General features: G+C 70.3%; 12 protein-coding genes and 1 pseudogene. 9 read left to right on the top strand and 4 right to left on the bottom strand.

Features of this window, described 5'->3' with window-relative positions; all coding sequences use genetic code 11:
• Nucleotides 1-14 precede the first annotated feature (14 nt).
• Nucleotides 15-626 carry a class I SAM-dependent methyltransferase gene (locus tag ACWC9R_RS02695; protein ID WP_450728340.1) on the bottom strand — a complete coding sequence of 204 codons (612 nt, stop codon included), beginning with the start codon at nt 624-626 and terminating at the stop codon, nt 15-17.
• A gap of 333 nt (nt 627-959) precedes the next feature.
• Here ACWC9R_RS02695 and ACWC9R_RS02690 point away from each other — a divergent pair, with 333 nt between their 5' ends.
• Nucleotides 960-1,574, top strand: a complete 615-nt coding sequence (locus ACWC9R_RS02690; protein WP_450728338.1) for a GTP-binding protein — start codon at nt 960-962, stop codon at nt 1,572-1,574.
• Between the two features lie 47 nt (nt 1,575-1,621).
• Here ACWC9R_RS02690 and ACWC9R_RS02685 read toward each other — a convergent pair whose 3' ends face one another.
• Nucleotides 1,622-2,050, bottom strand: coding sequence for a PPOX class F420-dependent oxidoreductase (locus ACWC9R_RS02685; protein WP_450728607.1), 429 nt, complete (start codon nt 2,048-2,050; stop codon nt 1,622-1,624).
• Nucleotides 2,051-2,218: 168 nt separating this feature from the next.
• On the opposite strand from ACWC9R_RS02685, the gene ACWC9R_RS02680 reads away from it, so the two are divergent.
• Entirely contained in the window at nt 2,219-2,626 is a 408-nt protein-coding gene (locus tag ACWC9R_RS02680) for a roadblock/LC7 domain-containing protein (protein WP_093646789.1), read from the top strand.
• Between the two features lie 78 nt (nt 2,627-2,704).
• On the top strand, nt 2,705-3,601 hold the full coding sequence (locus tag ACWC9R_RS02675) for a DUF6397 family protein (protein ID WP_450728335.1): 897 nt from the start codon (nt 2,705-2,707) through the stop codon (nt 3,599-3,601).
• Here the strand turns inward: ACWC9R_RS02675 and ACWC9R_RS02670 are convergent.
• Nucleotides 3,532-4,401 carry an acyl-CoA thioesterase gene (locus ACWC9R_RS02670; protein WP_362610214.1) on the bottom strand — a complete coding sequence of 290 codons (870 nt, stop codon included), beginning with the start codon at nt 4,399-4,401 and terminating at the stop codon, nt 3,532-3,534. The two genes, ACWC9R_RS02675 and ACWC9R_RS02670, sit on opposite strands and share 70 nt — an antisense overlap.
• A gap of 52 nt (nt 4,402-4,453) precedes the next feature.
• A complete protein-coding gene (locus ACWC9R_RS02665) occupies nt 4,454-6,967 on the bottom strand; it encodes a DEAD/DEAH box helicase (protein ID WP_450728333.1) in 2,514 nt (837 codons plus the stop codon).
• 1,263 nt (nt 6,968-8,230) lie between these two features.
• On the opposite strand from ACWC9R_RS02665, the gene ACWC9R_RS02660 reads away from it, so the two are divergent.
• From ACWC9R_RS02660 to ACWC9R_RS02635, 6 genes and pseudogenes are all read left to right on the top strand, one after another.
• Nucleotides 8,231-9,022, top strand: coding sequence for a metal-dependent hydrolase (locus ACWC9R_RS02660; protein WP_450728331.1), 792 nt, complete (start codon nt 8,231-8,233; stop codon nt 9,020-9,022).
• Nucleotides 9,023-9,141: 119 nt separating this feature from the next.
• A complete protein-coding gene (locus tag ACWC9R_RS02655) occupies nt 9,142-9,588 on the top strand; it encodes a hypothetical protein (protein ID WP_450728329.1) in 447 nt (148 codons plus the stop codon).
• Between the two features lie 107 nt (nt 9,589-9,695).
• Nucleotides 9,696-9,878: pseudogene (locus tag ACWC9R_RS02650) on the top strand (IS5/IS1182 family transposase); the annotation flags it as partial.
• Nucleotides 9,879-10,528: 650 nt separating this feature from the next.
• The gene (locus ACWC9R_RS02645) at nt 10,529-11,773 is read left to right on the top strand and encodes a glycosyltransferase (RefSeq protein ID WP_450728327.1); all 1,245 of its coding nucleotides are present in this window, start codon (nt 10,529-10,531) and stop codon (nt 11,771-11,773) included.
• 431 nt (nt 11,774-12,204) lie between these two features.
• On the top strand, nt 12,205-14,367 hold the full coding sequence (gene helR, locus ACWC9R_RS02640) for an RNA polymerase recycling motor ATPase HelR (RefSeq protein ID WP_450728325.1): 2,163 nt from the start codon (nt 12,205-12,207) through the stop codon (nt 14,365-14,367).
• 163 nt (nt 14,368-14,530) lie between these two features.
• Complete coding sequence (locus tag ACWC9R_RS02635; protein WP_450728323.1) at nt 14,531-15,073, top strand: GNAT family N-acetyltransferase; 543 nt, start codon at nt 14,531-14,533, stop codon at nt 15,071-15,073.
• The last annotated feature ends 36 nt before the right edge of the window (nt 15,074-15,109 follow it).

Raw genomic sequence — 15,109 nt, 5'->3', positions numbered from 1 at the left:
CCGTCCGCGCGGCGTCACCCCCGGCGGACGGCCAGCGCCAAGTAGCGGGCGTCCTCGTCCTCGTACCGGATGAGGTCCCAGCCGGAGCCGGCCAGGAGGGGCCGCAGATTCGGTTCCGCCCGCAGGTCGCCGGGGGTGAGGGGGCGGCCCTTGCGTGCGGCGAGGGCCGCCCGCCCGATGGGGTGGAAGAGGGCCAGCCGGCCACCGGGGCGCACGACCCTGGCGAGTTCGGTGAGGCCGCCCGCCGAGTCCGGCAGATGGGAGAGGAGCCCCGCGGCGAAGACCGCGTCCAGCGCGGCGTCCGGCAGCGGCAGCCGCGTCACGTCCGCGAGCAGCAGCGCCGCGTCACGGTCGCGCCCGGCCTGCACGGCTTCCCGCAGCATCTCGGGCGTGAGATCGGCGCCCAGCACCGTCCCGCGCGCTCCCACGGCCGCCCGCAGCGCGGGCAGCGCACGCCCCGTACCGCAGCCGGCGTCCAGGACCCGGTCGCCCTCCTGGAGGCTTAGTTCGGCGACGCCTGCCACATAGGCGGGGCCGTCGTCGGGAAACTTCGTGTCCCAGGTCGCGGCGCGTTCCGCGAAGAACGCACGGACCTCCTGCGGACGGTCGGCGTGGTGATCGCTCATCGGGCTCCTCCGGAGTGGGCGGTCGGCGGGGACGGCGTCTCATGCTCCCGCACCGCCCGGGCCGCCCACCGGGCGCACGCCGCCGAGGACGGAACGGACGCCCGGCGGCGGATGCCTCGGCACGGTCCAACTATCACGAATCCACAGCGTGATGGGCTTCTTGATCGGAAGACGTGACCGCTTTGGCCAATCCGGGGAAATCCCCGCCAACGGGCGGTACGTTCCTCGCCATGGATTTCGGGCGGCCTTCGGCCGCCGAAGGCTCCTACCGTCGAGCCATGCATCCGCATACCCCGTGACGCGCAGGACCCTGCATCCTGGAGGAGACGGCCGATGAACGCCGCACAAGGGGCCCCGGAGGGCGCAGCCCCGGGCCGCGACGCCGAGTTGACCCTGAAGATCTTAGTCGCGGGCGGCTTCGGCGTGGGCAAGACGACCCTGGTGGGCTCGGTCAGCGAGATCCACCCGCTGCGCACGGAGGAGCGGCTCAGCGAGGCGGGCGAGACGGTCGACGACACCGGGGGAGTGGACCGCAAGGGCACCACCACCGTGGCGATGGACTTCGGCCGCATCACCATCCGGCAGGGCCTCTCCCTCTACCTCTTCGGCACCCCGGGGCAGGACCGCTTCTGGTTCCTGTGGGACGACCTGTCGGAGGGCGCGCTGGGCGCCGTCGTCCTGGCCGACACCCGGCGTCTGGAGGACTGCTTTCCGGCGGTCGACTACTTCGAGCGCCGCGCGATCCCGTTCCTGGTGGCCGTCAACTGCTTCGCGGAGTCCCGTTCCTACGGCGCCGCCGAGGTGGCCCGCGCCCTGGACCTGGATCGCGGCACCCCTGTCGTGCTCTGTGACGCGAGGGACCGGGATTCCGGCAAGGAAGTACTGGTCCGGCTCGTCGAGCACGCGGGGCGGCGGCACTCCGATCGGGTGCTGGACTCGGTGGGATGACCGGTGGCACGTGGCGCGGCCCCGGGCGGCCCACGCCACGTGCGCCCTCAGCCCGCCACGTCCGCCAGGGCCACGACCTTGTCGATCCTGACCCGCACCACCAGCTCGCCCGGAACACCGTTGCGGGCGCCGTACTCCTCCGCCCGCTCCTCGCCCATGTAGCGGGCCGCGATCCGGGTCGCCCAGTGACGGACCTCCGCCAGATCGCTGCTGATCTCCGCCGACCCCTGGATCACGACGAACGAGAACGGCGGCCGGTCGTCGTCGACGCACAGCGCGACCCTGCCGTCGCGGGCGAGGTTACGTCCCTTGACGGTCTCCTCCCCGGTGTTGAACACCAGCTCCTCACCGTCCAGGAGGAACCACACCGGTGCGATGTGCGGCCCGCCACCGTCCCGTACGGTCGCCAGCTTGCCGGTACGGGTGCCTTCCGAAAGGAACCTCTGCCACTCGTCCTTCGTCATCTTGTGTGCCATGCCGACATCTTCGGTCATGCGGCACGAACCGGCTCCGTGTGGCACGCCGGACCGGGGGGCCGCTTGCCGAGACGGCACAGGTGGGACAGGCTGGCACGGCAGCCTTCGAACGGACCACGGCTGCGGTCCGGCCGGGAGCGCGGGCCACGACACGGGGAGGAAGCGGCAATGGCATTGAGCAGCGGACTCGACTGGCTGCTGGACGACCTGACCAAGCGGGTGGAGAAGGTACGGCACGCACTGGTGCTGTCCAACGACGGCCTGGTGACCGGGGCGAGCGAGAAGCTCCAGCGGGACGACGCCGAACATCTCGCGGCGGTCGCCTCGGGACTGCACAGCCTCGCGAAGGGGTCGGCGCTGCACTTCGGCATCGGGCGGGTGCGCCAGACCATGGTCGAGTTCGACGACGGAGTGTTGTTCGTGACTGCGGCGGGGGACGGCAGCTGCCTGTGCGTGCTGGCCGGCGCCGACGCGGACCTGGGCCAGGTCGCCTACGAAATGACGCTGCTGGTCAACCGTGTCGGTGAGCATCTGGGCGTCGCGGTCCGCCAGCCGGAGAGTTATCCACAGGTCTGAGCCGGGGATTGACCCGCTGTCATCGCCTGCGGCACAGTCGTCACTGTCAGTGATCGACCGAGGTGCGGGGGAAATGACATGACAGTGATGTGCGACGGGCAGCAGACGCTCACGATGGGGCGAGCCGCCCGCGAACTGGAGCTGAGGAACGGCGAGTTCGAACTCGCCACCCAGCTCGGAAAGGTGCGGACGGTCCCGTCGGGGACCGACGGCCGGCCGGGAGCCGCCGGAGCACTCGGCCGACGCCGCGTCCCGGCGGAGGAGATCGCCCGACTGCAGGCCGAACCGGGCTTCCCCGACGCACTCCGCGAACGGGTCCGCACGGTCAGCACCAACGAGGCGGCCGAGCTGATGGGCATCGGTCCCGGACGCGTCCTGCGCCTGACCCGGGCCGGCTGCTTCGGCCCCGTCAGGTTCTATGTGAACCGCTTCGGCGCGGTGGTCTGGCTCTACCTCGCGGCTGAGGTCAGCGACTTCGCCGACCGCGAACCCGATCTGATGCGGGGCAACACCCCCGCGGCGATGCGGGTGATGCTCGACAGCGGACAGGACTGGCGCGCCCGCCAGTGGCGCGGCCGACGGGTCGCCCAGCTCATGGGACAGACCGACGACCCCTGGGAAACGGCAGCGGTCATCGCCGCCGTGCTGCCCCCGGAGGAACTGGCCTCGGTGGCCGAGGACCCGCGGGAACGGTCCCTGCTGCGCAGCCTCAGGCCCGCCCTGGCATCCGTGATCACGGTGACACCGGCCGCCCGGGAGTCCTACGAACGAGTGCTGACGGCGGACGAGTTCGACGAGGTGATGTGGTACCGGGTCAACCTCTCCCGCGAACTCGAAACGGCCCGCAGGGAAGAACCGCGACGCCTGCGGACAGCCGCCCCCGCGGCCTCCGCCGCCTGCCCGGGTCAGTCGCCGAGCTTCCTGAACAGCCCCTCCTGGACGACCGAGACCAGCAGCCTGCCCTCCCGGTCGTAGATCCGCCCGCGGGCCAGCCCACGGCCGCCGGTGGCGATCGGCGACTCCTGGTCGTAGAGGAACCACTCGTCCGCGCGGAACGGGCGGTGAAACCACATCGCATGGTCGAGCGAGGCCATGTCGAACCCGCGCGGACCCCACAGCGGTTCGATGGGGATGCGGACAGCGTCCAGCAGCGTCATATCGCTGGCGTACGTCAGCGCGCAGGTGTGCACGAGCGGATCGTCGCCCAGCGGCCCGACCGCGCGCATCCACACCGCACTGCGCGGCTCCGCACCCTCGATCTCGTCCGGCGTCCACCGCAGCCGGTCGACATACCGGATCTCGAACGGCATCCGGCGCGCCATCCGCTCCAGACCCTCGGGCAGACCGCGCAGGCGTTCGCGGACCTCGTCCGCGACCGTCGGCAGCTCCTCCGGGTCGGGCACCGCCCGGCGCATCGGCAACTGATGATCGAAGCCGGGCTCCGGCTTGTGAAAGGAGGCGGTCAGATTGAAGATCGTGCGTCCCTGCTGGACCGCGACCACCCGGCGCGTGGTGAAGGACCGCCCGTCGCGGACCCGCTCGACCTGGTACACGATCGGCACCCCCGGCCGGCCGGGCCGCAGAAAGTACGCATGGAGCGAGTGGACCGGGCGGTCCCCTTCCGTGGTCCGCCCGGCCGCCACCAGCGCCTGGCCCGCGACCTGCCCGCCGAAGACCCGCTGCAGCGATTCCTGGGGACTGCGGCCCCGGAAGATGTTCACCTCGATCTGCTCCAGATCCAGCAGATCGACCAGCCTCTCGGCAGGATTGGTCATGACCGGTGGCCCTCCGTCAGATCCCTCGGCAACTTCGGCCGAAGCCGCCGTCTCACCACTGACCCACGTCCGTGACCCGCACGACCGCGCGCCCCTCCTCGTCGGAGGCGGCCAGATCCACCTCGGCGGAGATGCCCCAGTCGTGATCACCGTTCGGGTCGGCGAAGGTCTGCCGCACCTTCCACAGCCCGTGCGCGTCATCCTCCTGAATCTGCAGCAGCTTCGGGCCGCGCGCATCCGGGCCGGTGCCCAGCTCGTCGTACTCGTCCCAGTAGGCGTCCATCGCCTCGCCCCAGGCGTCCGCGTCCCAGCCGGACTCGGCATCCATCTCGCCGAGCTCCTCGACCTTGTCCAGCGCCGCCAGCTCCACCCGCCGGAACATCGCATTGCGCACCAGCACACGGAACGCCCGCGCGTTGGACGTGACCGGCCGGACCTGATCCGCCCGCTCCGCGGCCTGCTCCGCCGTCTCCTCCTCCGGATTGGCGAGCTGCTCCCACTCGTCCAGCAGGCTGGAGTCGACCTGCCGCACCATCTCGCCCAGCCAGGCGATGATGTCCTGGAAGTCCTCGGACTTCAGATCGTCCGGCACGGTGTGGTCCAGCGCCTTGAACGCACTCGCCAGGTAGCGCAGCACGATCCCCTCGGTGCGCGCCAGCTCGTAGAAGGACGTGAACTCCGTGAAGGTCATGGCGCGTTCGTACATGTCGCGGATGACCGACTTCGGCGACAGCGGATGGTCGCCGACCCACGGGTGACTCTTGCGGTAGAGCCCGTAGGCGTGGAAGAGCAGCTCCTCCAGCGGCTTGGGGTACTCGACGTCCATGAGCCGTTCCATGCGGTCTTCGTACTCGACGCCGTCGGCCTTCATCTGGGCGACCGCCTCGCCCCGGGCCTTGTTCTGCTGCGCGGCGAGGATCTGCCGCGGGTCGTCCAGCGTGGACTCCACCACCGAGACCATGTCCAGCGCGTAGGACGGCGACTCGGGGTCCAGCAGGTCGAACGCGGCCAGGGCGAACGTCGACAGCGGCTGGTTGAGCGCGAAGTCCTGCTGCAGGTCCACGGTCAGCCGGACGATCCGGCCCTCCGCGTCCGGCTCCGCGAGCCGCTCCACGATCCCGCCGTCCAGCAGCGAGCGGTAGATCGCGATGGCCCGCCGGATGTGCCTGATCTGGTTCTTGCGCGGCTCATGGTTGTCCTCGAGGAGCTTGCGCATCGCGTCGAAGGCATTGCCCGGCCGTGCGATCACGGACAGCAGCATCGCGTGCGTCACCCGGAAACGGGAGTTCAGCGGCTCGGGATCGGAAGCGATCAACTTCTCGAAGGTGTTCTCACCCCAGTTGACGAAGCCCTCCGGCGCCTTCTTGCGCACCACCTTCCGGCGCTTCTTGGGGTCATCGCCCGCCTTCGCCAGCGCCTTCTCGTTCTCCACGACATGCTCGGGAGCCTGCGCGACCACAAAGCCCGCGGTGTCGAAGCCCGCCCGCCCGGCGCGGCCCGCGATCTGATGGAACTCCCGCGCCCGCAGCGTCCGCACCCGCGAACCGTCGTACTTGGTCAGCGCCGTGAACAACACCGTACGGATGGGGACGTTGACACCGACCCCCAGAGTGTCCGTACCGCAGATGACCTTCAGCAGACCCGCCTGCGCCAGCTTCTCGACGAGCCTGCGGTACTTCGGCAGCATGCCGGCGTGGTGCACGCCGATGCCATGGCGGACATACCGCGACAGGTTCTTGCCGAACTTCGTGGTGAACCGGAAGTTCCCGATGAGCTGAGCGATCTCGTCCTTCTCGGCACGCGTACACATATTGATGCTCATCAGGGCCTGCGCCCGCTCCACAGCGGCGGCCTGGGTGAAGTGCACGATGTAGACCGGGGACTGGCGGGTCTCCAGCAACTCCGTGAGCGTCTCCGTCATCGCCGTCGTGCGGTACTCGTACGACAACGGCACCGGCCGCGTGGCGGAGCGCACGACCGACGTCGGCTTCCCCGTGCGCCGGGTCAGATCCCCCTCGAAGCGCGACATGTCGCCGAGCGTCGCCGACATCAGAATGAACTGCGCCTGCGGCAGCTCGAGCAGCGGAATCTGCCAGGCCCAGCCGCGGTCCGGCTCCGCATAGAAGTGGAACTCGTCCATCACGACCTGGCCGATGTCGGCGTCCTTGCCATCCCGCAGCGCTATCGACGCGAGCACCTCGGCGGTGCAGCAGATGACCGGGGCGTCGGCGTTGACCGAGGCGTCACCGGTGAGCATGCCGACGTTCTCGGTGCCGAACAGCTTGCACAGGTCGAAGAACTTCTCCGAGACCAGCGCCTTGATGGGCGCGGTGTAGAAGGTGACCTGGTCATTGGCGAGAGCGGTGAAGTGCGCGCCGGCCGCCACCAGGCTCTTTCCGGAGCCGGTGGGAGTCGACAGGATGACGTTCGCTCCGGAGACCACCTCGATCAGCGCCTCCTCCTGGGCAGGGTAGAGCGAGATGCCCTGCTGCTCGGCCCAGCCCGAAAAGGCTTCGAAGAGGGCATCGGGGTCGGCGTCGTTCGGCAGATGATCGATGAGGGTCACGCCCCCCATACTGCCTGTCTTCGGCCCGGATCAGGGAACCGGCGACCCAGAGAGAGATCCCCCGAAGCCCCCCAGCCCCGCAAACCACCCGCCCTGCGGCCCCGTCCTCCATACGAAGTCGCTCACGGAAGCCTCGCGTCCTGCCCAGAAATCCACTCTGACCTGGGCATATGTTCCCTGGCCTGTGGTGCAGCCCGATCGCTCCCCGCCAGGGCGAGTGGGCGGCGTCGTCGGTGAAGGCGATGCAGCGGCAGCCCCTTGCACCTCGCAGCAGCCGTGCTATTGGGGGAGGCTTCCACGCAAGGTCTTTACAACCCGTACACGATCGTGGACGCGCTGTTGTCGCGGGTGGGCTTCGCCTCGCGTGGAGGCGTGCTCGGAGGGTGGCGGAGATCACCGGTGGAGGTCGTCGGTGATGGGGCACTGGCGGAGGCCGTCGGTGGAAGGCGCCGGTGGTGATTGCCGGGGGCGAGCGGGCGGGCGGGAGGTGGGTGCCGAGCCGTGACCGGCGCCTGGGGGTGTGCGGGGAGGGTGCCGGGGTGGGCAGGGATGTGTGAGCGGGGTGGCGCCTGAAATGGGGAGGGAGTGGGGGCGGGGGGGTGGGGGGGGGGAGCCCCCCCCGGGGAGCTCCGAATCGCCTCGCTCGCCCCAGCTGCCGACGAGCCCGCAGCGGATCTGGTGCGCCTCGCCCCTCCGGCCCCACCCTCGCCCCGTGCCGCCCCCCAATCCGCAGATCCAGCCACGTCAACATCCCCACGGCTTCGCTCCGGCCCGTACTCGCGACCTGTACGCCCGCTTCGCCCGCGCTCCCCACCCCGTTGCCCCGGCCCGCACCTCCCCCCTCGTGACCAGCCCTGTTCGCCCCCGGCTCATGGGGCCGCCTGGCTCCCCTCCGCTGCCTCTGATTGCCGTATACACCTCCTGCCCTGGCCCCTCTCGCTCCCAACTGCCCCGCCCCCCGGGGCGAGTCCCTCACCCCCACAACACGCTGTAGCTATCGCCGACAGTCAGAAACTGAAGTGACGTCAGAAGTGCGAGGCGGCAGACAGAGCCCCGCCGGCAGTGGATTTGCCCCTCCAGCTGGCGCAGGCTGAGGGGCCGTCCCGGGCGGGCGGGGAGGAGTTGGCTCACCCCCTCCTCGTGGGGAGATCATCTGACGCTACGCTGAGTCGCCGACCGGGCGTCAGTGGCGCGGCTCAGCAGCGCACGAGGCAGACGCCGCGCGGGTGGACACGTGCAAGAGAACAAGGGGTGGGAAGAACCATGATGGGACCGGCGCACTCGCTGTCCGGGGCTGCGGCCTGGTTGGGGGTGGGCGCGGCGGCGGATGCCATGGGATATCCGATGCCCTGGCCGGTGCTTGTCTGTGGGGCTCTGATCTGTGCCGGTGCGGCGCTCGCCCCGGATCTCGACCACAAGTCCGCCACCATCTCACGGGCGTTCGGCCCGCTCTCGCGGATGGTGTGCGAGGTGGTCGACGCCCTCTCGCACGCGGTCTACAAGGCGACCAAGATGCGCGGTGACACGAACCGCAACGGAGGTCACCGCACGCTCACCCACACCTGGGTGTGGGCTGTACTGGTCGGCGGCGGAATGTCGCTGCTGGCGATGCAGGGCGGCCGCTGGGCGGTGCTCGGCATCCTCTTCGTTCATATGGTGCTCGCCATCGAGGGGTTGCTGTGGCGGGCGGCACGGGTCTCCAGCGACGTACTGGTGTGGCTGCTGGGCGCGTCCTCGGCGTGGATTCTGGCCGGTGTTCTCGACCAGCCGGGCAATGGCGCGAGCTGGCTGTTCGCTGAGCCGGGGCAGCAGTACCTCTGGCTGGGGCTGCCGGTCGTCCTCGGCGCGCTGGTCCATGACATCGGCGACGCCCTCACCGTCTCGGGCTGCCCCATCCTGTGGCCGATCCCGATAGGCCGTAAGCGCTGGTACCCCGTCGGCCCGCCCAAGGGCATGCGCTTCAAGGCCGGCAGCTGGGTGGAGCTGAAGGTGCTGATGCCGCTGTTCATGGTGCTGGGCGGCATCGGCGGTCTGGGCGCGCTCGGCTTCATCTGACCTCTGGGGCGCAGGGGTCGTCGTGATGTTCCCTCACCTGAGGGGTGTCCCGTAAGTGGTCTTCGACCCCGTTGGGATCACAGGCTCCTGCGCCCAGGTGACCAAGCCCGGATGGCAGGATGATCGCCCCGACGCCCCTGGGGGCCATGTCCGTGCATACGCCTGCCGACTACCTCGAACTGGCGCGTGTCGAGAGCGACAGCGCCGTCCTGCACCAACTCGCGCGTTGTCCGTACCCCTTCGTCTGGCATGCGCTAGCAGCCAATCCCTCCACGGCGCCCGGCACTCTGCTGGAGTTGAGCACGGTGCAGGACAGTGCCTGGAATGACAACAGGCTCCTTCGGCTGCTGGCAGAGCATCCCCGCGCGGACCGCACAGTGCTGCGGGCCGTCCGTGATGCCGTGGCGGCAAAGCTCGCCGAGGGTGAACGGCCCTACGCCGCGGTGCTCGCGCTGGCAGGACGGACGGAACTTGCGGCGGCAGAAGTCCGGCAACTCGGGGCTCTCCGTGGGGCCTCTGCTCGTCTGCGCCGCCAGCTCGACGAGCGCCTCGGGCTCCGTACTTGACTCAAGGGCCGCTTCGCCGACTCCAGGTGGCACGATCTTGATGTGACTGCAGTGATCACGGCGCCGGAGCCGTCCTGCATGGGCACCTTCACTGTGCTGAGCCCGCCCGGCCCCTGCCGGGCAACTGCCACGACTCCCACGGCTGGGAGGAGTCCGGCGCCAAGGCCGCCATCGGCAATGCGATGACCATCGCCGACGGCGGCTGCCAAGGAACCCGACTGGTCATGCCACACCGTCGGCACAAGGGCGAGGATTTCCCGGCCTGGAAGGGGGAACACAGTCGGTCGCACCTTAGGCGTGATCCGCCTCTGTGATCTCGACGTCACGCCAGGCGTACGCACGGCCTTCCGCCCACGCCGAGGATCTCAGGCGTCTTCCAGAACACTCTGTCCCCGGGCTCGGGTCGGGGGCGAGGGCCAGGGAATGAAGGACCGTTCGGGCAATCCCGGAATTGGTGCGACGAATGTGTTGCTTCTTCCTCCCAGTTGCCGTCCACACCAGGTTGGAGGGAGGCCCGCGTTCGGCGCCTGTCGTGATGAGGGTTAAGCCAGACCCGTAACGGCATCACGGGTTTGTCCGGCAGCCCCACCCCACCGAGACCGGCCGGAGCCGCTCGGTGGCCTCCCGGTGAGGTGTCAGCAGGCGGGGCGTCTGATAGCCGTCGGGCTGGTGGTGCGGGTTCGCGGCAGATGGATTCAGTGGTCCGTCTACAGCCGCCCGCGTAACTGGGGGGCAGCCGTTTCTCGCAGGGTCTTTCCGCTCAGGGGCCACGATGAAAGGCCGAGGGAAGACCAAAGGCCCCCGCAAAAACAAAAGCAAGGAGCTTGTCCGCTCCTTGCCACTCTCAAGGTATAGCGCACTGGGGGGCTTGCGGCAAGGCCCCCGTTGTGGCGCAGAATCGCCCGCCGAAGCCGGAAGTTGTGGAAATGGGTGGGGCGAAGTGCGGGTGCTGTTGTCGACGTATGGGTCGCGTGGGGACGTCGAACCGTTGGTGGGGCTCGCGGTGCGGTTGCGGGTGCTCGGGGCGGAGGTGCGGGTGTGTGCGCCGCCGGATGAGGAGTTCGAGGGACGGCTGGCGGGGGTGGGCGTGCCGATGGTGCCCGTCGGTCCGTCGGCGCGGAAGCTGACGGCTGCGGCGCCGCAGCCGTCGTCCCTGCCCGGGTACGCGGCCGAGTTGATCGCTGCCCAGTTCGGCGCGGTCGGCGCGGCGGCCGAGGGGTGCGACGTACTGGTGGCGACCGGGATGCTGCCGGCTGCGGCCGGCGCGTTGTCGGTGGCGGAGAAGCTGGGTGTGCGCTCGGTGTCCGTGAGCTTCCAGCAGCTGGAACTGCCGTCGCCGTACCACCCGCCGATGGCATATCCGGGCCGGTCGTTCCCGCCGGGGGTGACTGACAACCGGGTGTTGTGGGATCTGGACGCACAGAGCATCGACGAGCTGTTCGGTGCGGCGCTCAACACGAACCGGGTGGCGCACGGCCTGCCCCCGGTGGACGACGTTCGCGCCTATGTCGTCGGCGACCGGCCGTGGCTGGCGACGGACCCGGTCCTGGACCCGTGGCGGGAGACGCCGGACCTTGACCTTGTCCAGACCGGTGCGTGGTTCCTGCCGGACGAGCGCCCGTTGCCCGACGCATTGGTGGCGTTCCTGGAGGCCGGCGCACCACCGGTGTACGTGGGCTTCGGCAGCATGCCCCTGCACGGGGCGCCGGACGCCGCCCGGGTGGCCGTCGAGGCGGTCCGGGCACAGGGCCACCGCGTCCTCGTCGGCCGCGGCTGGGCCGACCTGGCCCTGATCGACGACCGGGACGACTGCTTCGCCGTCGGTGAGGTCAACCAGCAGGTGCTGTTCGGCCGGGTGGCGGGTGTGGTGCACCACGGCGGCGCGGGCACCACGACGACGGCCGCCCGGGCCGGTGTGCCGCAGGTGGTGGTGCCCCAGGCGGCGGACCAGCCGTACTGGGCCGGGCGGGTTTCCGCGCTGGGCATCGGCGTGGCACACGACGGTCCGACGCCGGCGTTCGAGTCCCTGGGGGCCGCACTTGAGTCGGCCCTGGCACCTGAGACCCGCGCACGAGCGAAGGCCGTGGCCGGCACGGTCCGCACCGACGGGGCGGCGGTGGCCGCGGAGCTGCTGTTCGACGCTGCTCGACGCGAGGACCTGAGAGCGCCGTCGATGCCGGCGTGAGCGTGGCGGGCTCGGTTCGTCGAGCCAGGCTGGAGCCCGCCAGACCCACGTCGTTGGCGACCAGCCCACGGGGGCCGTTCCCCAGCGACCGGATCAAGAGAGCCGCCCTCTCCGGCGATCAGCGCACGGGCCCTCCCCAGTAGCCAGACGAGAAGAACTGCTCTCCCCGGCAACCAGAACCCAAGAACCGCCCCCGCGGCGACCGGCACACGAGCCCAGGAGCCCACGAGGACACGGGCTCACCAGCCCCCTCCCCACCGACCCAATCCGCCCCCGAACAACCCCGAACCGCCCCCAAACCGAAAACGACCACACCCCCCGCCGGGCGAAGTCCCGACGACACCCCCAACCACCGGTGCGTCCCGCCGGCCCGGACCGGACCCCGCCCCCCCCGCCCCGCGGGGCGAGTCACCTCAGAACGGAGCTATGACGTGAAACCGCTGACCACCAGCGTGTTTGACCTTTCCGACCGCCTTTCCGGCCGCCCTTCCCCCAAGGCCGACCCGGTGCTGATCGCCGGGGACGAGCAGCACTTCGCGGCCCTCGCGGAGAGCCTGGAGCAGACGATCGCTGAACTGTCCGCACGTCTCGATGCCGAGCGCCGGGCGCCCGGTGGTGTGGGTCGGCAGGCGATGGACCGGGACGCGGAGGTCCACCGGCTGACCGCCCGGCTGCGTGCCCTGCGACGCTTCGGCCTGGATCTGTGCCTCGGGCACATGGTCGGCGAGGACCACCCCGAGCCGGTGTACGTCGGACGGCTCGGCCTCACGGACAGCGCGGGGCGTCGGCTGCTGCTCGACTGGCGTTCCCCGGCGGCCGAGCCGTTCTTCGGAGCCACCCATGCCCACCCGATGGGTCTGGCCAGCCGTCGCAGATATCGCTGGACCCGTGGCCGGATCAGTGACTACTGGGACGAGGTGTTCACCTCGGAGGGGTTTGCCGGGCACGCCGCGCTCGACGACCAGTCCGCGTTCCTCGCGAGCCTGGGCAGCAGCAGGTCGGCACGGATGCGCGATGTGCTGGGCACCCTCCAGGCCGACCAGGACGCCATCATCCGTGCGGAATCCCGCGGCGCTCTCGTCGTGGACGGCGGCCCGGGTACGGGGAAGACCGTCGTCGCGCTGCACCGTTCCGCGTACCTCCTCTACTCCGACCCGCGGCTCGGTCACCGTCGGGGCGGTGTGCTGTTCGTCGGTCCGCACAGGCCGTACCTGTCCTATGTCGCCGATGTCCTCCCCAGCCTCGGAGAGGAGGGCGTGCAGACCTGCACCGTGCGGGACCTCGTGGCCGAGGGAGCCGCGGCCGGGGTCGAGGCCGACCCGGAGGTGGCCCGTCTGAAGTCGTCCGCGCTCATGATGCGGGCGATCGAGGAGGCCGTCCGGTTCTACGAGGAGCCGCCCGCCGAGGGGATGACGGTCACGACCGACTGGGCCGACGTCTGGCTGAGCGCCGACGACTGGGCCGAGGCGTTCGCAGCACCGGAACCTGGCACGCCGCACAACGAGGCGCGCGAGCAGATCTGGGAGGAGCTGGCCACGATCCTGAGTGACAAGCTCGGCGGCGATGTTCCGCCCGAGCTCTTCCGGCGGTCGCTGCGGCAGGACGAAGAGCTGGTCACGACGCTCCATCGCGCGTGGCCGTTGCTCGAAGCGGCCGACCTCGTCGGAGACCTGTGGTCGGTACCCGCCTACCTGCGGAGGTGCGCTCCGTGGCTCGGCCCCGATGAGGTGCGCAAGCTGCGGCGCAAGGAGGCGCCCCAGGCGTGGACCGTGTCCGACCTGCCGCTCCTGGACGCGGCCCGGCAGCGGCTCGGCGACCCGGAGGCGGCACGGCGTCAGCGTCGGCACCAGGCCGCTGTCGCCGCCGAACGGGCGCGTATGGCCGATGTCATCGACAACGTGCTCGCGGCCGATGACGACGGTGAAGCGGCGGTGACGATGCTGCGCGGACAGGATCTGCAGGAGCGCCTGATCGACGAGAGTGTGCTGACCGGAGTCGAACCCGACCGGCTCGCCGGTCCGTTCGCGCATATCGTCGTGGACGAGGCGCAGGAACTGACCGACGCGGAGTGGCAGATGCTGCTGCTCCGCTGCCCGTCCCGGAGCTTCACCATCGTCGGGGACCGCGCCCAGGCCAGGCACGGGTTCACGGAGTCGTGGCAGGAACGGCTCGAACGGATCGGGCTCGCCCGGGTCAGCCTGGCGTCCCTGACCCTCAACTACCGGACGCCGGAAGAGGTCATGACGGAGGCCGAGCCGGTCATCCGGGCCGTGCTCCCGGACGCCAATGTGCCGGCCTCCATCCGCAGCAGCGGTATCCCCGTCGTCCACGGGTCTGCCGCGGACCGGGACTCGGTCCTTGCCACCTGGCTCGCCGCCCATACCGAAGGGACCGCCTGCGTCATCGGCGATCCCACCTTCCGGCCGACGCCCCGCGTCCGCTCGCTGCCCCCGGAGCTGTCGAAGGGACTTGAATTCGACCTGGTCGTCCTCGTCGACCCGGATCGGTTCGGCGGAGGCATCGAAGGCGCGGTGGACCGCTATGTCGCGATGACCCGGGCGACCCAACAGCTCTTCCTTCTCACGAGTCCCTGACAGGGAGGGAGGGAACGGGATGAGAGGGCGAGGGGAGCGGCCGACAGCGGAATGCCGGAACAGCGAAACCGTCCGAACGGCGACCAGGCGATAAATACCGTGCCCCGAACGCCGCCACAAAATAACTGCCAGGCCGCCCGCCGAGTTCCCTATATTCCCGTTCATGCCCGAGATACAGCTGCTGCGCCCAGGCCACGCCCCCGCGCTGCTCGCCTTCGAGAAGGAGAACCGGGCCTACTTCGCCGCGTCCGTCCCTGACCGGGGCGATGACTACTTCGCGCGGTTCGGCGAGCGGCTCCGCGCCCTGCTCGCCGAACAGGAGGCCGGGGTCTGTTACTTCCATGTGCTGGTCGGCACCGAGGGGGAGGTACTGGGGCGGGTCAACCTCGTGGATGTGGAGGACGGCGGCGCCGAACTCGGGTACCGGATCGCGGAGCGGGCCGCGGGGCGCGGGCTGGCCACCTGGGCCGTGCGGGAGATGTGCGGCCTTGCCGCCGACGGCTATGGGCTGACCACCCTGCGCGCCGCGACCACGCTCGACAACGCGGCCTCGCGGGCCGTGCTGGTCCGCTCGGGGTTCACCGTCGTCGGCACGCGTCAGCTCGCCGGCCGCCCCGGCCTGTCCTTTCTCCGCGGCCTCGCGGACGTCCGCACCCCGCCCACCGGCCCCCTGTCGCAGCCGACTTCACGCCGTACGGAAGGATGACCGGGCTCCTGCAACCGATGATGAGGACCCGACAAC

It is taken from the genome of Streptomyces sp. NPDC001219, assembly GCF_053597915.1.
This window is presented reverse-complemented; position numbering and strand designations above follow the sequence as displayed.